Raw genomic sequence first — 25,937 nt, forward strand, 5'->3', positions numbered from 1 at the left:
TCAGACGCCGCTCAGCAGCGCGAACAGAACATAGGCTACGGGGGCTGCGAACACGATGGAGTCCAGGCGGTCCATGATGCCGCCATGGCCGGGCAGGATGCTGCTCATGTCCTTGACGCCAAGTTCGCGTTTGACCATGGACTCGGCGAGATCACCGGCGGTTGATGCGGCTACCATTCCCACGGCCAGCACAAGACCCACCCACCAAGGCCTGTCAAGCAGGAAGATGCACGCAAGGACGCCAATCAGCATGGCCCCGGCGACGGACCCCGCGAAGCCCTCCCACGACTTCTTGGGGCTGATCTTTGGCGCCATGGGGTGCTTCCCGAAGGAGGCGCCAACAATGTACCCGAACGTGTCATTGGATACCACCAACAACAGCATGGACGCGATCTGCCAGGCGCCTTCGGGAATTCCGTCGGGCCAGAAACCCACAGGAGTGGGCCCGCCGGCGGTGTGCAGGGAAAGCGAGGCGAAACTGATGAGGAAAGGAATCCACGCCAGGGTGAAGACACCGGCGAACACGCTCCGCGGCGCCCCTGCAGCGCTCTCTATGGAGCGCCACAACAAGACGGCCACAGAACTCGCCGTCATAGTGAAAAGCAAACCTTCAAGTCCGCCGAAGTAGGCAGACACCGGCATAACCAAGCTGCCGATCATCACGGGGATGACCGGCATCCGGGTGCCCTGCGCCTCAAGGGCCCTATAAACCTCCCAGACACCCAGCACCGCAAAAGCGGTAGTGAGGAGGACGAATCCCAGCGGGAGGAACAGCAAGCCGCCCAAAACGGCCAAAAGCATGGCAAGCCCGACGCCGATGGCGGCCGGAAGATTCCGGCCCGCCTTGGGTGTGGGGTTCTTGCGCACGCGCCTGGCGCGCTTGGGGGTATCGCGTGTCGGGACCCGCTCAGCGGGCGCCGGCTCAGCCTGGTTCATCAGACCTCGAGCAGCTCGGCTTCCTTGCGCTTGAGCAGTTCGTCGATGCTGTCAACGTGCTGCTTGGTCAGGGCGTCGAGTTCCTTCTCAGCGCGTGCACCCTCGTCTTCGCCGGCTTCGCCGTCCTTGACGAGCTTGTCCAGCGAATCCTTGGCTTTGCGGCGGATGCTACGGATGGAAACCTTGGCGTCCTCACCCTTGCCCTTGACGATCTTCACGTACTCTTTGCGGCGCTCTTTGGTGAGTTCCGGGATGGTCACGCGAATGACGTTGCCATCATTGGAGGGGTTGGCGCCAACCTCGGAGTCGCTCAGGGCCTTCTCGATGTCACGCAGGGCGGTTTTATCGTAAGGGGTAATCAGGATGGTGCGGGCATCCGGCACCCCGAAGGAGGCCAGCTGCTGCAGCGGAGTAGGCGTGCCGTAATACTCGACGATCACCTTGTTGTAGAGGGCGGGGTTGGCCCGGCCCGTACGGATCGAGGCGAAATCGTCCTTGGCTACCTCCACCGCCTTGTCCATCTTCTCGCCGGCTTCGAGCAAGGTCTCTTCGATCACGGGTTTCTCCTCAGAAATAGTTGCTGCCCAACTACAGGCGGCAATGCACAGTAAAGCAATGCACAGTAAAGATCCGCCACCAGGGGCGGACGGTCCTAGAAATATCCTAGCCCTTGCTAGGGAGTAACCAGGGTTCCCAGCGTTTCGCCGAGGATGGCGCGGGTAACGTTGCCCTCGCCTTCCATGCCAAAGACCACCATGGACAGGCTGTTGTCCTTGCACATGGTCATTGCGGTCTGGTCCATGACGCGGATGTCACGGCGGAGGGCGTCGTCGTAACTGAGGACATCCAGCTTCTCGGCAGTGGGGTCCTTCTTGGGATCGGCGGTGTAAACGCCGTCCACGCCGCTCTTGGCCATGAGGACCACGTCGGCGTGCACTTCAAGGGCGCGCTGCGCCGCGACAGTATCAGTGGAGAAGTAAGGCAGTCCTGCACCCGCACCGAAAATGACCACACGGCCCTTTTCCATATGGCGGATAGCGCGGCGCGGAATGTAGGCCTCTGCAACCTGTCCCATGGTGATGGCGCTCTGGACGCGGGTTTCCACTCCGGCTTGCTCCAGGAAGTCCTGCAGGGCCAGGCAGTTCATCACGGTGCCCAGCATGCCCATGTAATCGGCGCGGGAGCGGTCCATGCCGCTTTGCGACAGTTCGGCGCCGCGGAAGAAGTTACCCCCGCCTACGACGATTGCCACTTCGACTTCAGTGACCGCGGCTGCGATCTGCTTGGCGATGGCGCGCACTGTCTCGGGATCGACGCCGAGCTTGCCTCCGCCGATGACCTCGCCGGAGAGCTTCAGAAGTACACGGCGGCGGGTCTTCTCGGGCTGGATAGCAGTGTTGACGGTTTCCATGGTGCCTTCCCGTTGGTGGACTCTGGCTAGATTATCGTGCTGTGGGTCCGCGCAGGTACTACCCGGACGGGTGCATGAAAAAGGGGCGGCCACCGAAGTGACCACCCCTTTTCATGTAGTACTAGTTTCCGACGCGGAAACGGGTTACTGCGGTTGCCTTGACGCCGGCTTCTTCGAGGACCTGTGCAACGGTCTTCTTGGAATCCTTGGCGAATGCCTGGTCAACCAGAACTTCGCCCTTGTAGAAGCCCGTCACGCGGCCTTCCACAATCTTGGAGAGCGCAGCTTCGGGCTTGCCTTCAGCCTTTGCGGTCTCTTCGGCGATGCGACGCTCGGACTCGACCAATTCGGCCGGGACATCCTCGCGGGTCAGGTAGTTCGGAGCCATGGCTGCAACGTGGACAGCGATGTCGTGTGCGGCGGTGGAAGCGGCTTCGCCTTCACCGTCAACAGCAAACAGGACGCCGACCTGGGCCGGGAGGTCCTTGGAGGTCTTGTGCAGGTAAGCGTCAACCGTGGTGCCCTCAACGCGGGAGATACGGCGGACAACAACCTTTTCGCCGAGGACTGCGCCCTCTTCGACAACAACCTCGGACAACGGCTTGCCGTCAACCTCGGTGGCCAGCAGGGTGTCGAGATCGGCTGCGCCGGACTCGACTGCAACGTTGAGGACCTTGTCAGCCAGCTGGATGAACTTGTCAGCCTTGGCAACGAAGTCAGTTTCGCAGTTGACCTCGATCATTACGCCAACGCCACCGTTGACCTTGGCAGCAACCAGGCCTTCAGCAGTGGAACGGCCTTCGCGCTTGGTAGCACCCTTGAGGCCCTTGATGCGGATGATTTCGATGGCCTTCTCGGCGTCACCGTTGGCTTCGTCAAGAGCCTTCTTGACGTCCATCATGCCGGCGCCGGTGCGCTCGCGCAGGGCCTTGATGTCAGCAGCAGTGTAGTTCGCCATGTGAACCCCTCTGTCTAGAAATTTGTGTGTTTACATAACTGACAGGACGGCAGCCCACCGTGTGAGCCGCCATCCTGTCAGTTGCCCCTGGTGCCGTTTCGGGTATCAGGGAAGGTCCAGATTTACTTGGCTTCTTCGGCTTCGCCGGCTGCAGCTTCAGTTGCCTCGGGAGCCTCAGCTGCGGGAGCTTCTGCTGCCGGAGCCTCGGTTGCCGCTGCTTCTTCGGCCTTGCTGCCTTCGAGGAGCTCGCGCTCCCACTCAGCCAGCGGCTCTTCCGGAGCTTCGGTGGTGCCGGTTGCGCGCTGGTTGCGGGCGATGAGGCCCTCAGCTACGGCGTCGGCAACAACGCGGGTCAGCAGGTTGACGGAGCGGATGGCGTCGTCGTTGCCCGGGATCGGGAAGTCAACTTCGTCGGGATCGCAGTTGGTGTCCAGGATGGCAACAACCGGGATGTTCAGCTTCTTGGCTTCGTCAACAGCAAGGTGTTCCTTCTTGGTGTCAACAACCCAGAGGACCGAGGGAGCCTTGGTCAGGTTGCGGATACCACCGAGGTTGGACTCGAGCTTGGTGAGTTCACGCTTGAGGAGCAGGAGCTCCTTCTTGGTGTAAGCCGAACCGGCGACGTCGTCGAAGTTGATCTCTTCGAGTTCCTTCATGCGCTGGATACGCTTGGCGACGGTCTGGAAGTTGGTGAGCATACCGCCCAACCAACGCTGGTTGACGTACGGCTGGCCGACGCGCGTAGCCTGCTCGGCAATTGCTTCCTGAGCCTGCTTCTTGGTGCCGACGAACAGGACGGTGCCGCCGTGGGCAACAGTAGCCTTGACGAACTCGTAAGCGCGGTCGATGTAGGACAGCGACTGCTGAAGGTCAATGATGTAGATGCCGTTGCGCTCCGTGAAGATGAAGCGCTTCATCTTCGGGTTCCAACGACGGGTCTGGTGTCCAAAGTGGACGCCGCTGTCAAGCAGCTGGCGCATAGTTACGACGGGCATGCCGACGCTCCTTCCGGCAGGTCATTCATGAGAGAGCCCATGGGACTGCTCTTACCCTGCCAATAGTTGACGGTTGTTTAGCCTTTGCCCGGATGGGCGCGGCTCCTGGCATCCATTGCGCTTCTCATCCGGCATGGAGCCTAAGCTCTGCCGGACCGCAAGAGGCACAATCCTCCGCAGCACAAAACCGTGAGGCTTCGCTGGTGGAGGGCTGGATACGCGTAGTCAGCCTGAGACCCCCACACATCTGAATGAGACATGCTCCTGAACTAGCTCGAGGGCACAGCAAACTGCTCCACCAAGTGTACTACAGCGACCCCACCGCTTTGACCGTAGGAAACCACGCGTTATCCACATACGGAAGCCCGGGGATCGATCCAGGGGGCGTTCGGCAGAAGGCTTGGTTCATGACCCTTTTGAAGGCCCTGATGGCCGCTGTTGCCGCCCTGACCGTCGTGGCGACCACTGCCATGACGCCCGCGCCGGTCAACCCACACTGGAGTTGGCCCCTCTCCCCCAAACCTGCCGTGCTGCGAACGTTCGACCCGCCGGACAAGCCCTGGCTCAGCGGGCATCGGGGTGTTGATTTAGGGCCAACGCCCGACGGCGGCCCGGTCACCGCGCCGTCGGATGGCGTGGTGACCTTTGTCGGCGTCGTGGTTGACCGTCCTGTAGTGACCATCGATCACGGCGATGGCCTCAAGAGCAGCTTCGAGCCGGTGAGCAGTGAACTCAAAGCCGGTGACACCGTGCGCAAGGGTCAGGTTATGGGCACCGTAGAGCCCGGTCACTGCAACAGCGCCGCATGCCTTCATTGGGGCGTGCGGCGCGGCGAGGACTATGTCAATCCCCTGGGTCTCGTGGAGGACATGCGGCCATCCGTCCTGTTGCCGCTGCACTGATCGCCGCCGAAGATGGGTCCCCGCCACGCAGCAAGCGTCTTAGACGATGGCAGAAACGCCCGTAATGGCACGGCCGGTCACCAAAGTGTTGATCTCATGCGTGCCCTCGTAGGAGTAGATGGCCTCCGCATCGGAGAAGATCTTGGCCATTCCGTAGTCCGTAACGATTCCGTTGCCGCCCAGGATGCTGCGTCCCAGCGCAACGCTTTCGCGCATGCGTGCCGTAGTGAAGGCCTTCGCCAGAGCCGACTGCTCGTCCTTGGCCACACCCGCGTCTTCGAGTTGGGCCAGGCGAACCATCATGCCCATGGAGGCTACGGTGTTTCCGAGAATCTGGACCAACTGGTTCTGCACCAACTGGAACGCCGCCAGCGGCCGCCCGAATTGCTGACGCTCCACGGCGTAACTGCGGGCGACATCGAAGGCAGCCATCTGCAGTCCCACAGCCTGCCAGGCCACAGCCAGACGGGTCACTTTGAGCACCTTGTTGGTATCACGGAAGCTGTTGCCGTTGGCAAGCTTGAAGAAGTCCGGCACCACCACGTTGTCCAGAACGATATCCGCGTTCTGGACCGTACGCAGGGAGATCTTGTTCTCGATCTTGCTGGCCGAGTAGCCCGGAAGTGCGGTGTCCACCAGGAACGCCTTGACCTGGTTGTCCTCCACGTCCTTGGCGTAGATGACCACCCAGTCGGAGAACGTGGCATTGCCGATCCAGCGCTTGGCGCCGTTGAGAATCCAGTTGTCGCCGTCCCGCTTGGCGGTGGTGCGCGTTCCACCAGCGACGTCGGAGCCACCCAGGGGCTCGGTCAGTCCGAAGGCGCCGATCTTCTTCAGGGAGTAAATGTCCGGCAGCCAGGCATCCTTCTGCTCCTGCGACGCCAGGGCCTCAATCGAGCCCGTGAAGAGCCCGTCGTGGACACCCATGAACGTGGCGATCGAAGCGTCAGCACGGGTCACTTCTGCGTGGAGCATGCCGGCGAACAGGTTGGAGTACCCCTGACGCCGAACCGGGCTGACGAGATCCAGTTCGCCAAGCTTGGGGATGAGGTCCATGGGGAACTCGCTACGGTTCCAGCAATCCACGGCAATGGGCTTGACTTCGCGGGTGAGGAATTCGCGGACTTCCGCCAGACGGTCCTGCTCTTTTCCTGTCAGCATCTGCTCGAAGGCGTAGAAGTCGCCGTCGGCATACGGGAGGTTGGTGGCGTCGAATGCAGCGTTGGACATATTCGCTCCTTCAAGGGTGGTCGCCTGCGACCACATCAGGTCCGAAAGAACTGCACAGCCTCGATGGGAAACGGTGCAGCCAAGGTACCGGCAGGTAGTAAGTTACTGCTCAGTAACATACCGCACGTTCTACGGTCCCCGCAATGGAGGGCATCCCATTCCCGGTCACCAATGCACTGTTCCCACGCGACCGTTCTGTAACGTCGGTTGTGATGCGCCGCACTCAACTGGGGGACTTTCCGATGATCAATCCACGACGCGAGGCGATTCTGGTCCGTAGCCGCCACCACAAAGGTCTTGATGACAAGACCTCTGAGGTGGTGGAGTACCGTGCCGACGGCGCCTTCGTGCGGCTGACCTTTGGTTCCGGAAAGAGCTACAAGTACTCAGCGGAAAACGTCATCATCCTGCGGAATCCGGCGTCGACAAACCTTGGGCGCCAGGACACGGTGACCATTCGGGGCAGGGTGCTTGACGGCGTTACAGAGGTTCTCCGCTTCGAGTCGCCCCAGGGAACATGGTGGCGTGTTTTTCACGCGGCTGGTTCGGGAATCGGGTATCAAAGTTGTCAGGACACTGAGATAGCCATCGCCCGGCCGTCCGATGAAGAACTAAAGGCCCAAGCAGTCCTTGATTACTGGCGGGATGTGTCGTCGAAGCTGCGGGAGGATGACCCACTCCGCCGGCAGTATGAGAATTTTCGGAACATCCCGAAAGGAAGCGCGCTGGAACTTTACCTCCAGGGTCAGTCCATTGATTCCGCAGGGCAGGATCAACAGCACCCCATCCTGCCCTTCCCCTCTAACATCAGCCAACGTGAGGCCCTGCTGAAGGGCTTCAGCCACCGAATCTCCGTGATCGACGGTCCGCCCGGAACAGGAAAGACGCAAACCATACTCAACGTCGTCGCCAACATTGTCGCCGTTCCGGGCAAGACGGTTGGAGTCGTCTCCTTCAATAACGCCGCAGTTGAGAACGTTCGCGACAAACTCGTGCAAGAAGGTGTGGGCTACATCGTGGCGGACCTTCGACGCAAGGAGAAAATGGACGAATTCTTCGCCCGTCAGGAAAGCAGAAATGCCGATGTCGATCGCTTCCTCAGCAGACCCCGCCACGAAGCGCCTCCAGCGGAGCAGGTAGCTGCCCTCGACAAACGCTTGCGCGGCTTACAGGAGACGGCCCTGCAGCTGGCGCAGTGGAAGCAGGAGTTGGAAGCGTTCAAACTCGAGAGGCGCCATTTCTTCCTTCACGCGACCCACCCTGACTCCGATGGACTGAGCGCAGTACCGACCCTGCCCGGCTCGTCCCGCCGCATCCTCGAATTTCTGGCCGAGACGTCCTCCGTCCCTCAGGATGAGGGTCCGCTGCGCAGGTTCTTCAGACGCATGGGACTTCGACTGCGATACGGGGCACTGGGCAAAGCGAACAGCAGCGACACTGATGTTGTCCTGGGTCTGCAGGGCGCCTATTACCATAAGAAAATCGCAGAGCTGGGGCGCCTCATTGATAGAGGGAATGAGATTCTGGCTGCCGAGGACTACCCGGCTCTGGAAGAGGACCATCAGCTGGCCTCCAGGCAACGGCTCGACGCGGCACTCCATCTTCGATATGCCCGGAAGCGGAGAAGGACCTACACGGAAAGCAGTTACAAGACTGCCTTCGCAGAATTCACCTCCGACTATCCGGTAGTACTCAGCACCTGCCACTCCTTGCGAAGAAACGTTCCCACGGGAACGCTCCTGGATTACTTGATCATCGACGAAGCGTCCCAGGTTGATCTGCTCGCTGCCGGTCTGGCGCTCTCATGTGCCCGGAACGTCATCGTTGTGGGCGACCTGCAGCAGCTCCAACACATCACCGACGAAAAAGCCTCAAGGAACGCCTTGAAAGCACCGTCACCAAACGTCGATTACACGCTGCACAACATTCTGTCCTCGATGATCGGGCAATTCGGGGCCGACCTTCCGCGCACCATGCTCCGGGAGCACTACCGGTGCGATCCTGCGATCATCGACTATTGCAACAGGAAGTTCTACGGCGGGCAACTCGTTCCCTATACCACCGGCGACGCTGAGGGCCGGCCTCTCGTCGTAGTCCGTACTGCTGCCGGGAACCACATGCGTCAGCACCTCAGTGGTGGCCGAACCAACCAGCGCGAGGCAGACGTCATTGCCAAGGAAGTACTCGACCAGTTCTGTTCAGGCATTCCTGACCACGACATCGGCGTGGTCACACCCTATCGGCGGCAAGTGGACAAGGTCACAGAGGCACTGCTCAATAACATCCAGGCCGATACAGTCCACAAGTTTCAGGGGCGGCAAAAGTCCGTAATCATCATGAGCACTGTCCTGGACGAAACGAACAGCGGGCAATCTGGCATTGGCTTTGTGGACGACCCCCATTTGGTCAATGTCGCAGTTTCCCGCGCAGTGAAGCGGTTCGTGCTGGTAACCAACCATGAGATGCTTCCAACAAGTCGCCACCTTCGGGATCTGGTTCACTTCATCCGATACCGAAACCCGGACGATGGTGTTTTTGACAGCAGTGTGTTGTCTGTCTTCGACCTCTTGTACACGGAGTATTCGACTCTTTTGAGGCCCTTTGCCAGCAGGGTCCGGGGCACCTCACAGTTCCCCTCGGAAAACATCGTATGGACGCTGCTGACTGAACTGATCGGGGATGAGCCTTTCAGCGACTTGGCCATAGCTCCGCAGGTCGTGCTGAGGAGCCTGCTGCCGGACCTGTCGATGCTCACGCCCGACCAGCATTCCTACGTCCAAAACCGCGCAACTTTGGACTTTGTGGTCTACAACCGCATCAGCAACATTCCCGTTCTTGCCGTTGAGGTGGATGGTTATGCGTTCCATGAGAACAATCCGATGCAGCGCGCGCGGGATGCACTCAAAGACGCCATCTGCCGCGCCCACAAGATCCGCCTCGTGCGTTTACCCACCACGGGCAGTGGCGAGGAAGCACGCCTTCGCCACGAGTTGTCAGCGGCTCTTAGCGACCAGTGACAGCAAGAGCCGTGGCCGACGATGGATCATCGGCCACGGCTCCTGCATGAAATGTAGGGCTACTCGGACTTGAACCGAGGACCTTAGGATTATGAGTCCCGCGCTCTAACCAGCTGAGCTATAGCCCCTTGATGCCCGGTCCGGCCACCGCAAAGCAGCAGTTCCGGGCAAAGCACTCCAGCAATTCTAATAGGTCCTGGAGAGTGCTTTTGTCACACCACCATGTCCTCGTACGTAGCGCCCCGGTAGAGGTCCTCGAAGGTCTGAAGGGTGCTGTTGATGCTGTGCGGCTCCACCATCTCGCGGCTCAACTTGCCCATGGCCTCAAGCTCGTCCCGGGGAAGTTCCACCAGTTGGGTGATCCTTGCCGCCAACTCGTTGCTGTCGTTGGGGGTGAAGAGGTAACCGTTCTCCCCGTCGCGAACCAAATGCGGCAGCGCCATGGCGTTGGCCAGCAGCACAGGAGTGGAAGCAGACATGGCCTCCAGCGTCACCAGTGACTGAAGCTCGGCTGTCCCGGGCATGCAGAAAATGTCGGCCTTGATGTAGGCCTCACGCAAGTCCTCGTCGCTGGCCAGCCCGAGGAACCTCACCCGGTCCCCCAGCCCAAGCTTAGCTACCTGGGCTTCAAGGGCTGGGCGAACTTCGCCGCCACCCACGATTTCGAGGTTCACGTTCAGTTCCCGTGGAGTCTTGGCCACGGCATCGATCAGCACGTTGATGTGCTTTTCTTCGGCAAGCCGGCCCACGAACAGGACGGTGGGGTTGGCATGCGGCTCAATGACTTCACCTGGCTGCAGCTCGTACGCGGACGAGTCGATGCCGTTGGAAAGGGGCAGGACCTTCCGCAGGAAAGCGTGCTGGTGCATGGCCTTGGCAGCGAGCGGTGTGGGTGTGGTGACCACGTCGGCCTGGCCCATGACCTTGCCCATGTCTTTCCACGAAACTCGTCCCACAATGTCCTTGAACCACTGCGGGAAGGGCAGGAACGGGTTGAGGTTCTCGGGCATGAAGTGGTTGGTGGCCACAACCCTGATTCCGCGTTTCACGGCCTCGTAGAGGACGTGTTCACCGATCATGTAGTGGCTCTGGATGTGAACGACGTCAGGCTGGACTTTGTCGAAGAGGAGGCTGATTTCCTTCTTGATTTCCCACGGGAAGCAAATACGGAAGTACTCATGGGTGAAAACGCCATGCGAGCGGAGCCGGTGAACGGTGGCTTCATCGCGGAACTCGGTATAGCTCTTGCCTGTGTCCGGACGGCAGGCCAATACGTGCACGTTGTGTCCGCGTGCCGTCATCCCCTTGGCCAGGCGGTAGCCGAACTGGGCGGCACCGTTGACATGCGGCGGGTAGGTATCCGCGGCAATCAGAATAGTGAGGGGCTTGTTGGTGTCGGGAATGGTCACGTGGAGAACTCCTGATGGTCACGGTGCGGACAGCACTGCTTGTGGCAATGCTGCGGTGTCGCCGGGTTGCCGCCCGCAACAGCGGTGGCGCAAGGTCAAGCTTTGCCCTGGGCTTTCCGGTTGGCAGCCGCCTTTGCATCCTTCTTGCGTTTGGTGACTTCCGGATGGTGCCGGCTTAGGGCAATAACCCCCACGATAGCAAGCGTAGCGGCCGCCGCCATGGCGATGGCCATCACGGCGTGGACATCGGGACGAAGCTCACCCAGAATCACAATGCCAATTGCGATGCCCACCATGGGGTCGATCACGGTCAGGCCGGCAATGACCAGGTCCGGTGGGCCGCCGGAATAAGCGCTCTGAACGAACCATGACCCCAGTCCCCCGGCGGCCACGATCGCTATCAGCGTGTACCACTGAACGTTCAGCAGGAACAAGCCGTTGGGGTCCAGCAGGTGCTTGCCGATGATGCGGGTCAAAACGGCGACGAAGCCGAACAGGACACCGGCTCCCAAAATGTAGATGAAGGCACTCATCCGGTGTTTGAACAGAACCGCAAGTGTCCCAAAAATGCCCACCGCAAGGGCCAGGAGGAGAACGATTGTCAGTTCGTCGTCGCTGTTGACGTGATGGTTCTCCTGCGTGACGTTGACGGCCAGGAGCACGAACAGCGCCGAACCAGTCACACAGGCACTGATGGCCACCACGGTTGCACGGTTGATGCTCAAACCTTGGTCCTTGGCATTGACCACTGTGGTGATCACCAGCGCAATGGCACCAATAGGCTGCACCACCGTGAGAGGTGCTGAGACCAAGGCGATGGCGTTCATCACCATTCCGAGGGCGAGGAACAGCAGGCCCAGCATCCATCGGGGATTCCGCAGGAGCCGCAGGAAACCGTTGGAGCTTAGCGCCAAGCCGCCGGTGTCGGCTTTCACGGCGCTGCCCTGCCGCTGGGCGCCGATGGCGAGGAAGAAGGCACCAAGTACCGCGAGAAAAACCGCCAGCCAGACCATCAGCCTCGTCCGCCGTCGTCGGTTTTCAATTCTTTTCCTTTGCGCAGGATGGCCCAGTAGTAGTTGTAAGCGGCTATCCAGTGGCCGATCAGGCCCAGGCCCAGGAACGTCCAGGCGGCCACGAAGTAGACGTCGGTGAAAGCAATGGGCAACTTGGACAGGACCAGCAACGGCGTACCAATCAGCAGCAGCCCCGTGCGGATCTTGCCGATGATGCTCACCGGAAGGTCCGGGTGGCTCCGGAAGTAAATCAGGGATGCAACAGCCAGGACGGCGTCCGGCACCAGTAGCGCGGCCAGGTACCACCACTGCACGACGCCGGCAATCGCCAGTGTGAAGGCGACCGCCAGCAGTGCGGCCCGGTCTGCCATGGGATCCAGGATCCGGCCAAGCTTGGAAGTCTGGTCGAAGCGTCTGGCGATGTAGCCATCCACCCAGTCGGTACTGCCCATGATGACGAGCACCAGGACCGCGAAACCGTACTCCTGTTCGGACAGGACGAGCCAGACGAACAGTGGCACACCCATGAAGCGAAGTACCGTGAGGATGTTGGGGACAGTGAAGATGAGGTCGTGATCAACCTGCGGCCGGTCAGGGTGCGACCCAGCTCCGATCAATCTCATCTTCTCCCCCTTCCTCGTCTTCAGTGTTGGTGGCGCCGCTGGCTGCTACTTCTTCAGTAACTTCCGCAGTGCAACAACGAACACCACTGCAGCCGTGGCAAACGCAGCAAGGTCCTTCCACCGGGCGGCAAGCCGTTCGGTGAGACTCTCAGGGACGGAGTCTCCAAGGTCGGCAAACTTCGCCGCAGCGAATTCCCTGCTCTCCTGGAACTTTCCATTGGCGCTCTGCAGCAGGGCCTGGCCCTGTTTCTTGACGTCCAGCTGCTCACCGAGCTCGTCGCGAACGCCCGTGAGGTGTTCGCGGCGGCGCTTCAGGCGCGAGCGAAGCTCGGCTTCGGTGGGCGCCTTGACGGCATCGGCTTCCTTGGCGGCTTCCTTTGCAGCCTTCTCTGCCTTGGCCTTCTGCGCAGCCGCTTCCTTTTCGGCCTTGGCTGCCTTGGCGGCGGGCGAGTTGGGATCGAGGATGGACTCGTCGAAGTCAGAGCCTTCCTTGGCGATTCCCAGATCATGTTTGATCCCCCGGATGGTGTCCTCGGGGACCAAGGGCATGGCCTTCTTGAACTTGGCAATACCAATCAGGGACGCGATGGCCACAATCACCAGGAAAAAGGCGGCAACAATCAGAGCCGCCAGCCAGCCGGGCATAATAGTGGCCAATCCCAGGATCGCCGCGACAACCAGTGCAATGACCAGGAGCGCCATGAACACAAGCGCTACTCCGAAGAAGGCACCGGCGATGCCAACCTGCGTGGCTTTTCGCTTAAGTTCAACCTTCGCCAAGGCTATTTCGTCGTTGAGTTGCCTCGGAGCCAGCCTTGCTACGAGCTTGAGGGTCTTCGGCAAAGTACGAATGGCTGGTCCTTGACTGGGCCGGCCGGTGTGACGTCCACTCATGGGTTCCGCCTAACTGCTTCCTCTGGGCATCGTGTAAGGCGAACGCGGCGAAAAACCATCCCCGCGGACACCTGTCCTCAAAGCTATCATTCAGGTTCCTGCTGAACTTTCGGCATCATGCCCCGGCGCGCCCGTCATACGTCCAATAAATATGATCCGGGCCATAGGATAGATGATCGTGACCTCTCCCATTGCTCCGGGCGATTCTCTGAGCCGACGCGAAAAACTCGTCTACATTCTCTTGTTGGGTGCACTGACCGCCCTCGGTCCTTTCACCATCGACCTCTATCTTCCGGCGTTCCCCGCTTTGGAAGAGAGTTTTGATGTCTCGGCGGCGGCGATCCAGCTCACTCTGACCGGTACCACGGTTGGCTTCGGGCTCGGCCAACTGCTGGTGGGACCCTTCAGTGACAAGGTGGGGCGTCGGCTTCCGCTCATTCTGGCCACAGCCGTGCATATCGGCTCATCGCTGGGTGCGGCGCTTGCCACAGACATCGGGATGTTGTCGTTATTCCGCGTGCTCATGGGGATCGGTGCTGCCGGAGGTGGCGTGGTGGCCATGGCCATGGTCCGGGATCTCTTCCACGGCTACTCCATGGTCCGGATGTTCTCGCGGATGTCGCTGGTTAACGGATTGGCCCCCATCCTGGCGCCGGTCATCGGCTCCCAGCTGCTGTTGGCTTTCCCTTGGCCGGGCATCTTTTTCTTCCTGGCCGCTTATGGACTGCTGGTCATCCTTGCTTCGATCTTCTTCATCCGGGAAACACTTCCGGCTGAGCAGCGGGGAAAATCCACTGTCACCGTGCGCCAGCGCTACAAGACCGTCCTGACGGACAGGATCTTTGTGGGCATGGTGCTGGTGGGAAGCCTGAATTTCGGTGGACTTTTCGCTTATCTGTCAGCATCGACCTTTCTTTTCCAAAACGTCTACGGCTTTTCGCCGCAGGAATACGGCATCCTGTTCGGTATCAACTCCTTGGGCATCGTGGCAGGCGTACAGATCAGCTCCCGACTGATCCGACGGGTGGCTCCGCAGTGGATCGTGGCCGGTGCTACGGCCTTCATGCTGTTCATCGCCCTGCTGATCGTGGTGCTTGACCTGTTCCATGTGGGTTTGTGGGGCATCCTCATCCCTCTGTGGTTCTACATTTGCGCCACTGGCTTCATGTTCCCGTGCGTTCAGGTCCTGTCCCTGGCCAACCACGGCGCGCAAGCGGGCACCGCTGCATCGCTCCTGGGCGCATCCCAATTCATGATGGCCGGTATTGTCCCGCCGGTGGTGGGTTGGCTGGGCGTCAGCTCCGCTGTACCCATGGGCGCGGTCATGGCCGTCTGCATCACTGGCGCTATTGCGGCGCTTTGGCTGGTTGTGCGGCCGCGGTCGGTTCCGTCTATTCATTAGGCCGACTCCTGAGGACCGGCTCTTGAGAACCGGCCCCGTAGGCTGTGACCATGACTAATAAACCGCACCGCAACGGCAGGGGCCTCTTCCTTGGCGCCTTGCTTGGAGCCCTGGCCGGTGCTCTTCTCGGTCGCGCCGCGGGAAGCGCACTGTTCGGCGCCATCCTGGGCGCCGTGATCGGCGCCGCTGTGCTCTACCGCGTGAACCCCGGCCCTTGGAAGCGGGACTAAGCCAGCTGCAAGCATGACTAAGCCGGCCCCGCAGGCGACCCGCCGACGTCGGGAACCACCAACCCCTCCCCTAACCGCGTACCGCAGGGCAGAATGGTGGCCAGCCGGGTAACCGGTGCTTGAACCGGTGAAGGGGACATCACATGAGCACGGCTGTTGTATTCCGGGGCAGTGTTCGCGGCTTGGCAACCTTACGGAGGTTGCCGCTGACGCTGGCGCTGGTGGTGCTCCTTTGGGTGCTGGGCGCTATCTCCGGCAGCCTCGTCAACGGCCCCGGACAAGATCTGCTGGATCAAGTGGGAATTGGCTTGGCAGTGGAGCCAGGACCGTGGTGGTCAATCTTCACCTCGGGGTTCTTCGCCTCCTCCTTGCTCGACTACCTGGCCTGCACAGCGGCGATCCTGGTGGGTGTGGGCATCGCCGAACGCGTTATGGGGCCTTGGCTGGCCCTGGCTGCTTTCATTGCCGGTTCAGCCCTCAGTGCCCTGGTACTTGTGGTGCTGGTGACCTTCGGAACGGATGCCAGCGACCAATGGCTAAGTTTCCTGGGCGGCGAATATGTAGTGGGCGCCTATGGTGGCGCCGCCGCAGCGCTGGGATGTTCGACGGCGGCGCTTGATGCACTGTGGCGTCGGCGCCTGCGGACGTGGTTGCTGGCCGCCACGCTGATGTTTGCCTTGTTCGTTGGGGTCGCCCAAACCCTGCAGGCGCTTGCCGGGGCCGTGATCGGCATCCTGGCAGGTTGGGCCATCCAGTCGCTGGTCCTGCGCCGCAGGGCAGGCTCGTTGCACTCCTCAAGCCTTCGCGAAACACGGTTCCTGGTGGGCACCGTGGTGGGTGTCTTCGCGGTGGGACCTTTGCTGACGCAACTGACCGGAACGTGGGAAGTCGGCCCCCTGTCGGTGGTTTCCGAGGTGATGCTTCAGGCAAGTCCCGACGCCGATGAGGTTCAGGAAGCCTGCAATAACGACAACAACTGTGTCACCCTGCAAAGCATCGTGGGTGTCCAGAGCTTCGGCGCGGCCATTCTGACGCTGATTCCTGTGCTGCTGTTGCTGGTCTGCGCTGAGGGTCTGAGGCGCGGCCGGCGGCTCGCATACCGGCTGACCCTTGTGATCCAGCTGTATCTGGCAGCCGTAACTGTCCTCTCCATCCTTCAGTACGTGACCGATCCGGGGGTCACACTAGGCGATGACGACTTCGCCTACCTCCTGCTGTACGCGGTCCCCGCAGTCCTCGCGCCTGTCATCATCGCGGTGCTGCTTCTGGTGAACCGGCATAAGTTCCGCGTCGAATCCAGCGACGCCGGGTACCGGGTTCTTGGCCGGACCTCGCTCGTTCTGGCTGTGGCCGCTGTGATCTTCTATGTGATCTTCTGGTTCCTCGAAGGCAACCCGGGCCGCTCCACCCTGTTGGACCTTGCCGGGCAACTGACCCACATCCTGGTACCTTTCCCGGTCCCCTTCGTGGTGGCCCTGCCCCAGGGCCTGCTCAGCACAGTGCTGTACGGCCTGGGCGGGGACATCATCTGGCTCTGCATCCTGGTGCTGGTCCTGAACAACTTCCGGCGGTTCAGGATGCTGGCCACCGATCCGGCGGCGGATCTGGGACACGCCAGGGAACTGCTGCATGATGGCGGCGGCACGTTGTCCTGGATGGCTCTCTGGGACAACAACCAGTACTGGTTCACCCCGGACAGGAAAGCTGGAATCGCCTATCAGGTCCATAACGGGGTGGCCCTCACCGTTGCCGGCCCTTTCGGCGCTGAGGAGCACCATGCCGAGGCAGCGACGGGTTTCGTCAAGCACTGCGCCAACCTGGGCCTGATCCCGTGCTTCTATTCGGCAACGGCAGAGCTGGATGTCCCACTGCTCCCCCACGGCTTCAGGAAATTGGAAGTAGCTGAAGAGACACTCCTGAACGTCCAGGCCATGACCTTCAAGGGGAAAGAGTGGCAGAACGTCCGGACCGCACTTAACCGCGCAGACAAACTTGCCATCAAGGATCACTGGTACCCCTACCCTGAGATGCCTCCGGGAATCAGGGCGCAGCTGGCTGAGATCTCCGAAGAATGGGTGGCCGATAAGGCCCTTCCGGAGATGGGCTTCACCCTGGGCGGCTTGAACGAGCTCAAAGATCCCGAGGTGCTCTGCTGCGTGGCGGTGGATGACGACGGATTGGTCCACGGGGTAACCAGCTGGCTCCCGGTCTTCACCCACGGGGTCATCTCAGGGTGGACCTTGGACTTCATGCGCCGCCGCACCACAGGCTTCAAGGGCGTCATGGAATTCCTGATCGCCTCTGCCGTGACCCACTTCAAAGAAGAAGTACCCCAAATCTCCCTATCCGGCTCACCGCTCGCCACTGCAGGGGCCGGTGCCGGCGATGGAGACCGCAGCGCTTTGGACCGCGTCCTTGCGCTCCTGGGAAACGCCCTGGAACCCATGTACGGTTTCAAATCCTTGGCCGCTTTCAAATCGAGGTTCCAGCCCGAACACAGGACGCTATACATGTACTACCAGGACCCGTTGGCCTTGCCTTCCATCGGCATCGCGGTGGGTTCGGCCTACCTGCCGGGGCTGTCCCCCACGCAGAGCGCCGGGCTGTTGCGGCAAATGGTAGCCAAGGAGCCAGCCGCATGAGGCACGAGCGGACCTCCCGGTCATGAACGAGCTCTTGAAGCTCGAGATCAGCGGCCCCGTCGTCATGATCATCGCCGGGGTGATCGGCGTCGGCTTTTTCCTGCTGTTGTTCCTGAGACCGTCAGCGCGTTGGGCCCGTACCGCGATCACGGCGATTGTGGTGGCGGGACTGTTCGGGTGGTTGACCGTGTGGCTCGTGGAGGACGTCATGGACGTCTTTCATGTGGGGCTGACGCCGCGGGTGTGGTTCTGGGCGATTTCCTGCTTTGCCGCCGTGGGTCTGGCCGTAGTCAGTTTCCGCCATAGTCAGCGCTGGCGGAAGGTAGTGGCGGCTCTCTCGATTCCGGTGTTCGTGGTGGTGGCCGGTCTGGGCATCAACACCGAGTTCGGGCTCAACAAAACCTTGGGCTCAGCGCTGGGAATCTCCACGGAGGACGCCATTCAACTGGCTAAACCTGACCCGGACGCCCCTGTCCCGGCCGGTCCGCTATGGCAGAGCTGGAAGCCCCCTGCCGACCAGCCGGCGAAGGGCGAAGCAGGAACCCAGGTCATACCAGCCACCGTCTCCGGTTTTGTCGCCAGGCCGGCGGGCATCTACCTGCCCCCTGCCGCCCTCACGGCACATCCGCCCAAGCTGCCCTTGTTCGTCCTCATGATGGGCCAGCCGGGACTCCCTGATCCGCAATACGTGTCGGCGGCCCTGGACGAGTTCGCAGCCAGGAACAACGGTCTTGCCCCCATCGCAATCGTGGCAGACCAGATCGGCCCCGACCAGAATGACACCCTCTGCCTGGACACCGCCAAGTACGGCAACGTTGAGAAGTACATCAACCAGGACGTGGTGAATTGGGCCAAAGCGAACTTGAACATCCTCGAGGACCGCGAACACTGGACCATAGCCGGCTACTCCAATGGCGGCCAATGCGCAATCTCGTTCGCGGTCAAATACCCGCAGATGTGGGGCAACGTGGTGGACATCTCCGGCGAGGAATTTCCCGGCGCGGAGGACCCGGCCGGCAACCTTGCATCGATCTTCGATGGCAACCAGGCTGCCTACGATGCCCAGAAGCCCATCAACATCATGAAAGGCAAGCAGTTCCCTAACACAACGGCAGTTTTCACCGTAGGCTCGGACGACACCACGTACGTGGCAGCCGCCAAGGCAGTCTCCGCTGCCGCCCGGGATGCTGGGATGACCGTGACGTACTACGAAGTGCCTAACGGCGGTCACGTTGGCTTGGCGTTGAACGCAGGCCTGACCAAGGGTTTCGACGTACTGTACCCAAGGCTTGGACTCTCAAAATAGCCTTTGCCCTTTTGCCAGCCCGGGACCGGCGATAAAGTTGAGCTGTGCCACATGGGCAAGAGCTGCAGCCGCTTCCGGCACCGTGGCAGCGTCGGGATGAACGCATCCTGCCGCTGTGGTGGGACCGCCTGTGCTCGGTGACCAGCCCTCAGTCGGCTGCACTATACGCCGCCGGGCTCTTTACCGATGACCGTCGCAGACCCATTGCCCAGTGGTACAATCCCGAAACCGACGCCGCGCTGTTGGTCGCACCGGAGACCTCGCCGGAATGGCCGGTCCAACGCTTTGGCATCTTCTATGCCCCGCCAGGAGGCGGCTTTACCCGCGTTTACTCGGCGCCCCACGAATGGCATCCCCGCGAACCCCGGACTCCGCCCACCGAGCAGGATTCGTTCCTGGCGGCGGTGGTCGAGGCGGCCCGGTTCCTGCAAGTGGAGATGGATTTTGTGTGATCAAAAAGCAGACCCCGCACCAGCTGAAAAGCCGGTACGGGGTCCCGTTGCTCCTCCGACTGGACTTGAACCAGTAACCCTTCGATTAACAGTCGAATGCTCTGCCAATTGAGCTACGGAGGAATGAAGCGGTTATGACTTTAGCAAAGGTTCTACCGGAATGCGAAATCGACTCACCATACCCCTCGGGGGTATAAAAATACCCCCGTTTCGAAGGCTCGAAACGGGGGTATTGCGCGCTCCTCCGACTGGACTTGAACCAGTAACCCTTCGATTAACAGTCGAATGCTCTGCCAATTGAGCTACGGAGGAATGAAGCGGTTACTAGCTTAACAGGGGCCCGCCGGAAAGTGAAATCGGCGCTTTCAACCGTCCGAACGCAGCGACCTGCGCTCCATTTCGAGTTGCATCAGCTCCCGGTTCAGCCGCTGGAACTCCTCCGGATTGGCACCTGCATCCAAGCGCTGCAGCTGACCCATCTTGTCTGCCTTGATCCTGGTGATCTGCAATTCGAAAAGACGGGCCAGGATGTCACGGCAGTACCGCTGCATGGCCTCCGCAGTGCTCGCCGGCAGGGGCGTCACTGCCAACTCCGAGACCAGTGGCCTCAAGGGCTCGGGAACTTCCTGACGGACCTGCTCCACCCACGCCACGGGGTCATCCGAGTGTGCCAGACCGGCAGCCCGCACGGCAGTGTGGACGGCGGCGTAAGCAGGAGTGGTGAACTGCGAGGCCTCGAAACGCTCCCAGGCTCCCCCGCCCAGCACTGATGGCTCCTGGAGGACCACTTCAAGCGCTTGGCGTTCCATACCGGCTATGGGGTCCCGGGGATCGGGCCGTTGGAAGACGGGACCGCTCGACGCCGGTGCCGTCGACTGTTCTCCCGCGCCGCCCGCGGCGGCGCGCTTGGCAGCTCCGCCAACGAATCGACTGACCTCTTCGATGGGCATGCCCAGCCACCCGGCAAGTTCGCGGGTGTAGCCCGGCCGCGCGGCAGAGTCCCTGATTTGCGCCACCACGGGGGCGGCTTCGCGCAAGGCGGCCACACGCCCTTCCACGGTGTCGAGGTTGTGCCTGCGGAGCGAGGCCTTGATGGCGAACTCAAAGAGGGGTTTCCGGCTGCTGATCAGATCCCGCACCGCGGAATCGCCCTTGAGTTGACGAAGATCACAGGGATCGGCGCCGCTGGGTTCAACAGCGACATACGTCTGGGCTTGGAACCGCTGGTCTTCTTCGAATGCCCGCAGGGCAGCTTTTTGGCCGGCGGCATCGCCGTCGAAGGTGAAGATGACCTCTCCCCCGCTGCCGTCGTCCGAGAGCAGCCGCCGGGCCACCTTGATGTGCTCGGTACCGAAAGCAGTACCACAGGTGGCCACCGCCGTCGTAACTCCGGCGAGGTGGCAGGCCATGACGTCCGTGTACCCCTCGACCACTACCAATTGACGTTCCTTGGCGATGTTCCGTTTGGCGATGTCGATCCCGTAGAGGACTTGGGATTTCTTGTACAGCGTGGTTTCAGGAGTGTTCAGGTATTTGGGGCCTTGGTCGTCCTCGTAGAGCTTCCGCGCGCCGAAGCCGATGGTGTCGCCTGCGATGTCCCTGATGGGCCAGATCAGCCTTCCACGGAAACGATCGTAGATTCCCCGGTTTCCTTCCGAGAACATGCCTGTGAGCTTCAACTCAGCATCAGTGAACCCACGGCCGCGGAGATGCTTCAACAGTGCGTCCCAGCCCTGGGGCGCGTATCCGACGCCAAAATGTTCGGCGGCGGCGCGGTCGAAACCGCGGCCGTCCAGGAAGTTCCGCCCCTCGGCAGCTCCCGGCGTCAGCAACTGCGCACGGAAGAACTCATCGGCGATCTTGTGAGCGTCCAACAGGCGTTGGCGCTTGCCCACCTCTTCACGGCTGGGACCGGTGCCGCCGTCCTCGTAGCGCAGCTCGTAGCCGATTCTGGCAGCCAGTTTCTCTACGGCCTCGTGGAACGAGCTATGGTCCATTTTCTGGACAAAGGAGATGGCATCGCCGTCTTCCCCGCACCCGAAACAGTGGTACCGGCCCACTTGCGGGCGGACAGTGAACGAGGGTGAGCGTTCGTCGTGGAACGGACACAGGCCCTTAAAACTGCCTAGCCCGGCGCCCTTGAGGGTGACGTAACCGTCAACGACTTCCTTGATATCCGTGCGCTGGCGTACTTCGTCTATATCTTCACGTTTGATCAGGCCAGCCACGTCACCATCCTAGTCGCTTGCCCGGGGCGTCCCCGCCGTTAACGGCAGGGTTCCGCGGGCTACCAGAGCGAGGGAAGGCTTCCCACAAGCCGCTCATACATGGCCAACGCGGAGACGTCCGTCAGCGAGGCGACTTGGTCGATCACCACGCGCAGCCGCGCACCGTCGTCGACGGCGTCGCGCCAGTCAGAGGCAAACATCGGCTCCAGGTGACGGTCACCTGTGGCGTTCAAGACGCCGACCAGTGCGTGCAGCACTTCGCGTTGACGCTCGTACACCGGCTGGCGATGGTCGGTGGAGATCACGAACGTGGTGGCCAGGCCCTTGAGGACCGCAATCTCAGTGACAGTTTCTTCAGGAACCATGAGCTCGGCGTCGTACCGGGTCAGGTTGGCCGGGCCGAAATGAGCGCGGGTGGTTTCCATGGCGCTCTGGCAGAACCGGCCGATCAACTGGCTGGTCATATCCTTCAGCGCAGCCATGGATTTCCGGCTGCCGTCAGCTTCGCGCACCCAAACTTTGGTGGCTTCCAGGCGGGCAAGGGCAGCATCAATCTCGGCGGGATCGTTATGCGGCAAATACCACTGCTTGGTGTAGCCCACCACGCGCGCCCGGTGGTCCGGGTTCTCCATCCATTTGAGCTGGAAATGACCGGCGACGATCGCATCCTCAACATCGTGGACCGAGTAGGAAATATCGTCTGCAAGGTCCATCACCTGGGCCTCGATGCAGGAGCGGTTGCCCGGAGCGCCTTCACGCAGCCATTCAAAGACGGGAAGATCGTCCTCGTAGGCGCCGAATTTGCTGGTGCGGTGCCCATGAATGACAGGAGCATCGACGGCGGACCACGGGTACTTGGACGCGGCGTCCAGGCTGGCACGGGTCAGGTTGAGTCCTGCAGGCCTGCCGTCCTCTGCCAGTACCTTGGGTTCCAGGCGGGTCAGGAGCCGCAGGGTTTGGGCGTTGCCTTCGAAGCCGCCAATGGTGTGCGCAACTTCATTGAGCGCGGACTCACCGTTGTGGCCGAAGGGCGGATGGCCGAGATCGTGGCTTAGGCATGCAGTGTCCACCACATCAGGATCACAGCCGAGGGACCGGCCCAGTTCGCGGCCTACCTGCGCCACCTCCAGGCTGTGGGTCAACCTGGTTCGGACAAAGTCATCCGTGTCCGGGGCAACTACCTGCGTTTTTGCGCCGAGCCTGCGCAACGCCGAGGAGTGCAGGACCCTGGCGCGGTCCCGTTCAAAGTCGGAGCGATAGTTGCTCTTGCGGGGCTCTTCGACCCACCGCGCGGAATCTGCCTCGGCGTATCCGGGGATGGCCAGCACAAAATCGTGGGCCGTCCCGTCGTGGCCAAGAATCGCTTCGGTTCCCATGGGTATCTGCCTCCTTCAAGCGCCGGGGTGTGGAGCTTCTTGAGTCAGTCTTACACGTGTGAGGCTAGCCGCCCGAAACGTCCAGCTCTGCGGCCGAGATATCCGCGCTCTGTTCAGCGTTCAGCTGACGGCTCTCCAGCCAGTCCTTGGGCAACGCAGGCTTCTTGGGCGAACCAGCCCGGCCGCGGGGGCCCTCGGAATCGACTCCCGGGTAGGGCGAGTCCATATCCAGTTCATCAAGGTATTCGCGCAGCACCTCGAGGGTGGGAACGGTGGCCAGTTTGGCGCGGAGTTCGCCACCCACAACATAGCCCTTGAAGTACCAGGCCATGTGCTTGCGGATCTCACGGAGTGCCTTGTATTCATCGTTGCCGAAGGTCTCCACCATCAGCTCAGCATGGCGGTAGACGCCCTCCGCCACTTCCCGGAGCCCGGGGCGGTGCCGCTGGTCGCTGCCCTCAAACGCTGCCTGGAGGTCGCCGAACAGCCAGGGGCGGCCCTGGCAACCGCGGCCCACTACGACACCGTCCACACCGGTTTCCCGGACCATGCGAACTGCATCCTCGGCAGACCAAATGTCGCCGTTGCCCAGCACCGGGATGTCCGGCAGAGCTTCGCGGAGGCGGGCAATGGCGGACCAGTCGGCCTGGCCGGAATAGAACTGCGCGGCAGTCCTGCCGTGAAGTGCGACGGCGGCTACTCCGGCGTCGCGGGCGATCCGGCCGGCGTCGAGGTACGTCAGGTGATCCTCATCAATGCCTTTGCGCATTTTGATGGTGAGCGGGATATCGCCCTTGGCGGCTTCCTTGACTGCTGTATTGACGATTGAGGTGAACAGATCGATCTTCCAGGGAAGCGCTGAACCGCCACCGCGCCGGGTGACCTTGGGCACGGGGCAGCCGAAGTTGAGGTCGATGTGATCGGCCCGGTCCTCTTCCACCAGCATCCGCACCGCGGCGCCCACCGTCACAGGATCCACGCCGTAGAGCTGCACGGAACGGACTTTCTCGTCCTCATCATGGGAGATGATGCGCAACGATTCCGGCGTCCGCTCCACAAGGGCACGGGACGTCACCATCTCGGCCACGTACATGCCGCCGCCGTATTCACGGCAGAGCCTGCGGAAGGCCGAGTTGGTGATGCCGGCCATCGGGGCAAGGATCACGGGTGTGTCCACGGTGATCCTGCCAAGCTTCAATGGCGGGAGCTCAAGCTTTGGTGCGGGGGGCGTTGCTACAACAGTCACCTAACCATTGTTGCAAATCCGGGCAAATCGGCGGACGGCCCGCCGAATCCCCTGCTTGATCGTCCAGCACACCGTACTCAGGCGGGCCCTGGGGGCAAGATCCAGACCCGGCGTCAGGTGGTGTTGTCGGTGCTTCCGCCGCGGCGCTCCGCTTCCCGTTGTGCACGGCGGCTACCCGGGCGTGCCGGCTTGCCGTGAGCGTCAAGGCGCGTGTCGGCGTCGTGCGTGTCCTCCGACCCTGAACCCGCGACGACGGCGGCTGCTGCCAGCGAACCGGTGTCCTTAAGCTCATCGGGACTCACCGAGGCCCCGCCTGCGGCGGCAAGGCGCTTTATGCCGGTGGCCTTCACCACCAGGACAGCGATCAGGGTGGTGACGGGGATGGCAAGAACCAGGCCGATGGAGCCCACCAAGGTGCGGATGACTTCCTCGGACAGCTCGGCACTGGTCAGTGCTTCCGCGAGCGGGCGGTCATAGAGCATCACAATGATGAGAATGGGAAGTGCGGCGCCCGCGTAGGCAAAGGCGATGGTGTAGACGGTGGAAGCGATGTGGTCCCGCCCGATCCGCATAGCCGAGGAGAACAGCTTGCGGGCACTGGTGTTGGGCGCCAGTTCGTAAAGTTCCCACACTGCGGAGGACTGCGTGATGGTCACATCGTTGAGAACGCCCAGGCCGGAAATGATGAGGCCGCAGAGGATGATCCCGGAGATCGAGATCTGCGGGGACATGTTCACCAGCGTTGAAGCGTCGTGGTTCCCCACTCCGGCCAAATTAGCCGCGTCCGTAGCCCACGCCGCCAACAGCGCAGTGATGCTGAGCCCAAAGATCGTGCCCAGCAGGGCCGTAGACGTTCGCGCCGAGAACCCGTGCGCAAAGTACAGGACCCCGATCATGATCACCGTAGAGCCCACCAGAGCCAGCAGGAGCGGCGGTTTTCCTTCCACCAAACCCGGCAGAATGAAGCTCACCAGGACAAAATAGGCACCCACCAGGCCAAGAAGCGCCCGGAAGCCGCGCCAACGGGCCACCGCGATGACCACCGCTGCGTACAGGACAGCCAGGAGGGCGATGGGAATGCTGCGGACAAAGTCCACAAATACATAAGCCGGGGCGCCGCTTCCAGCACTTGCCCCCTGGACGGCGGACAGGTTGAGGTATCGGATGGAGTCCCCCACATCCACGCCGTGGGACATGGCCACGTCAGGGTTGATGACAACCTTCACTACGTCCCCGCCCTTATCCGGCTCCGTGAAGGCGAACGTGCACTGGGATCCGCCGGACTGGCTGTTCTGGCCCGTGTCAGTTTGGCCCGTGTTGCTTTGGCCGGTGTTGCCCTGGCCCGTGTTGCTTTGACCCGTCTGCGTGCAGCTTTCCACCACCACGCTCTGAATCCTGCCAGTGTCGAACGTGACTCCGGGGGCGGGTTGGTATGGGCTTGAAAACGTGATGCCCTCGCGGCTGCCGGAAGGCCACAGGACCATCATGGCCACGAGCGTCAGGACGCCCACCGGAACAAGAATGGCCGCGAGAATCCAGTTGGCCCGCTTCCGCGACGCAATGGCCTGCGGGGTTGGCTCGGAATTTTCAGAATGACCGTGGGAGTGACCGTGGCCCATCAGCAGCAAAACCTCATGCCTTAACCCTACGCGGGCACAGCTGCATTT

21 protein-coding genes and 3 tRNA genes are annotated in these 25,937 nt (G+C 61.5%); 7 read left to right on the forward strand and 17 right to left on the reverse strand.

The window, feature by feature from the left end; all coding sequences use genetic code 11:
• From EU811_RS18150 to rpsB, 5 genes are all read right to left on the reverse strand, one after another.
• Positions 1-936, reverse strand: coding sequence for a phosphatidate cytidylyltransferase (locus EU811_RS18150; protein ID WP_142939711.1), 936 nt, complete (start codon positions 934-936; stop codon positions 1-3).
• The gene (gene frr / locus EU811_RS18155) at positions 936-1,493 is read right to left on the reverse strand and encodes a ribosome recycling factor (protein ID WP_011774219.1); all 558 of its coding nucleotides are present in this window, start codon (positions 1,491-1,493) and stop codon (positions 936-938) included. Before frr ends, EU811_RS18150 begins: the two co-directional genes overlap by 1 nt.
• Positions 1,494-1,609: 116 nt before the next feature.
• Complete coding sequence (gene pyrH, locus EU811_RS18160) at positions 1,610-2,347, reverse strand: UMP kinase (RefSeq protein WP_014921238.1); 738 nt, start codon at positions 2,345-2,347, stop codon at positions 1,610-1,612.
• A 121-nt stretch (positions 2,348-2,468) separates the two neighbouring features.
• The gene (gene tsf / locus EU811_RS18165) at positions 2,469-3,305 is read right to left on the reverse strand and encodes a translation elongation factor Ts (RefSeq protein ID WP_142939712.1); all 837 of its coding nucleotides are present in this window, start codon (positions 3,303-3,305) and stop codon (positions 2,469-2,471) included.
• Between the two features lie 122 nt (positions 3,306-3,427).
• On the reverse strand, positions 3,428-4,300 hold the full coding sequence (gene rpsB, locus EU811_RS18170; RefSeq protein ID WP_142939713.1) for a 30S ribosomal protein S2: 873 nt from the start codon (positions 4,298-4,300) through the stop codon (positions 3,428-3,430).
• Positions 4,301-4,707: 407 nt separating this feature from the next.
• Here rpsB and EU811_RS18175 point away from each other — a divergent pair, with 407 nt between their 5' ends.
• Entirely contained in the window at positions 4,708-5,202 is a 495-nt protein-coding gene (locus tag EU811_RS18175; RefSeq protein ID WP_142939714.1) for a M23 family metallopeptidase, read from the forward strand.
• Between the two features lie 39 nt (positions 5,203-5,241).
• Here EU811_RS18175 and EU811_RS18180 read toward each other — a convergent pair whose 3' ends face one another.
• Positions 5,242-6,432, reverse strand: coding sequence for an acyl-CoA dehydrogenase family protein (locus tag EU811_RS18180; RefSeq protein ID WP_142939715.1), 1,191 nt, complete (start codon positions 6,430-6,432; stop codon positions 5,242-5,244).
• Between the two features lie 242 nt (positions 6,433-6,674).
• Between EU811_RS18180 and EU811_RS18185 the strand changes: the two genes are divergently transcribed.
• Positions 6,675-9,449, forward strand: a complete 2,775-nt coding sequence (locus EU811_RS18185; RefSeq protein ID WP_142939716.1) for an AAA domain-containing protein — start codon at positions 6,675-6,677, stop codon at positions 9,447-9,449.
• A gap of 54 nt (positions 9,450-9,503) precedes the next feature.
• Here EU811_RS18185 and EU811_RS18190 read toward each other — a convergent pair.
• The 5 genes from EU811_RS18190 to EU811_RS18210 form a co-directional block, all read right to left on the reverse strand.
• Positions 9,504-9,577 (reverse strand) — tRNA-Ile (locus tag EU811_RS18190).
• Between the two features lie 84 nt (positions 9,578-9,661).
• Positions 9,662-10,858: a glycosyltransferase gene (locus tag EU811_RS18195; protein ID WP_142939717.1), complete on the reverse strand. Its 1,197-nt coding sequence runs from the start codon at positions 10,856-10,858 to the stop codon at positions 9,662-9,664.
• A 95-nt stretch (positions 10,859-10,953) separates the two neighbouring features.
• Positions 10,954-11,871 (reverse strand): DMT family transporter, encoded by a 918-nt coding sequence (locus EU811_RS18200; RefSeq protein ID WP_142939718.1) that lies wholly within the window; start codon positions 11,869-11,871, stop codon positions 10,954-10,956.
• A complete protein-coding gene (locus EU811_RS18205) occupies positions 11,871-12,494 on the reverse strand; it encodes a CDP-alcohol phosphatidyltransferase family protein (RefSeq protein WP_142939719.1) in 624 nt (207 codons plus the stop codon). The genes EU811_RS18200 and EU811_RS18205 overlap by 1 nt, the downstream gene beginning before the upstream one ends.
• Before the next feature lie 45 nt (positions 12,495-12,539).
• A complete protein-coding gene (locus EU811_RS18210; protein ID WP_142939720.1) occupies positions 12,540-13,388 on the reverse strand; it encodes a phage holin family protein in 849 nt (282 codons plus the stop codon).
• A 172-nt stretch (positions 13,389-13,560) separates the two neighbouring features.
• On the opposite strand from EU811_RS18210, the gene EU811_RS18215 reads away from it, so the two are divergent.
• The 5 genes from EU811_RS18215 (at position 13,561) to EU811_RS18235 (ending at position 19,420) form a co-directional block, all read left to right on the forward strand.
• Positions 13,561-14,790: a multidrug effflux MFS transporter gene (locus EU811_RS18215; protein ID WP_142939721.1), complete on the forward strand. Its 1,230-nt coding sequence runs from the start codon at positions 13,561-13,563 to the stop codon at positions 14,788-14,790.
• A gap of 50 nt (positions 14,791-14,840) precedes the next feature.
• Positions 14,841-15,020, forward strand: a complete 180-nt coding sequence (locus EU811_RS18220) for a glycine zipper domain-containing protein (RefSeq protein ID WP_142939722.1) — start codon at positions 14,841-14,843, stop codon at positions 15,018-15,020.
• Between the two features lie 143 nt (positions 15,021-15,163).
• Positions 15,164-17,662 (forward strand): bifunctional lysylphosphatidylglycerol flippase/synthetase MprF, encoded by a 2,499-nt coding sequence (locus EU811_RS18225; protein ID WP_142939723.1) that lies wholly within the window; start codon positions 15,164-15,166, stop codon positions 17,660-17,662.
• A 22-nt stretch (positions 17,663-17,684) separates the two neighbouring features.
• The gene (locus EU811_RS18230) at positions 17,685-18,968 is read left to right on the forward strand and encodes an alpha/beta hydrolase (protein WP_142939724.1); all 1,284 of its coding nucleotides are present in this window, start codon (positions 17,685-17,687) and stop codon (positions 18,966-18,968) included.
• Positions 18,969-19,012: 44 nt separating this feature from the next.
• Positions 19,013-19,420, forward strand: a complete 408-nt coding sequence (locus tag EU811_RS18235) for a hypothetical protein (RefSeq protein WP_142939725.1) — start codon at positions 19,013-19,015, stop codon at positions 19,418-19,420.
• Between the two features lie 50 nt (positions 19,421-19,470).
• Here the strand turns inward: EU811_RS18235 and EU811_RS18240 are convergent.
• The 6 genes from EU811_RS18240 to EU811_RS18265 form a co-directional block, all read right to left on the reverse strand.
• Positions 19,471-19,543, reverse strand: a tRNA-Asn gene (locus tag EU811_RS18240).
• 116 nt (positions 19,544-19,659) lie between these two features.
• A tRNA-Asn gene (locus tag EU811_RS18245) sits at positions 19,660-19,732 on the reverse strand.
• Between the two features lie 53 nt (positions 19,733-19,785).
• Positions 19,786-21,648 (reverse strand): DNA primase, encoded by a 1,863-nt coding sequence (dnaG, locus tag EU811_RS18250; protein WP_142939726.1) that lies wholly within the window; start codon positions 21,646-21,648, stop codon positions 19,786-19,788.
• A gap of 59 nt (positions 21,649-21,707) precedes the next feature.
• Positions 21,708-23,024: a deoxyguanosinetriphosphate triphosphohydrolase gene (locus tag EU811_RS18255; RefSeq protein WP_142939727.1), complete on the reverse strand. Its 1,317-nt coding sequence runs from the start codon at positions 23,022-23,024 to the stop codon at positions 21,708-21,710.
• A gap of 64 nt (positions 23,025-23,088) precedes the next feature.
• Complete coding sequence (dusB, locus tag EU811_RS18260; RefSeq protein WP_142939728.1) at positions 23,089-24,270, reverse strand: tRNA dihydrouridine synthase DusB; 1,182 nt, start codon at positions 24,268-24,270, stop codon at positions 23,089-23,091.
• Positions 24,271-24,383: 113 nt separating this feature from the next.
• Positions 24,384-25,889: a YibE/F family protein gene (locus tag EU811_RS18265; RefSeq protein ID WP_142939729.1), complete on the reverse strand. Its 1,506-nt coding sequence runs from the start codon at positions 25,887-25,889 to the stop codon at positions 24,384-24,386.
• Positions 25,890-25,937: the final 48 nt, after the last annotated feature.

The sequence above is a fragment of the Arthrobacter sp. TS-15 genome, assembly GCF_006964045.1.
Lineage (GTDB): Bacteria > Actinomycetota > Actinomycetes > Actinomycetales > Micrococcaceae > Arthrobacter.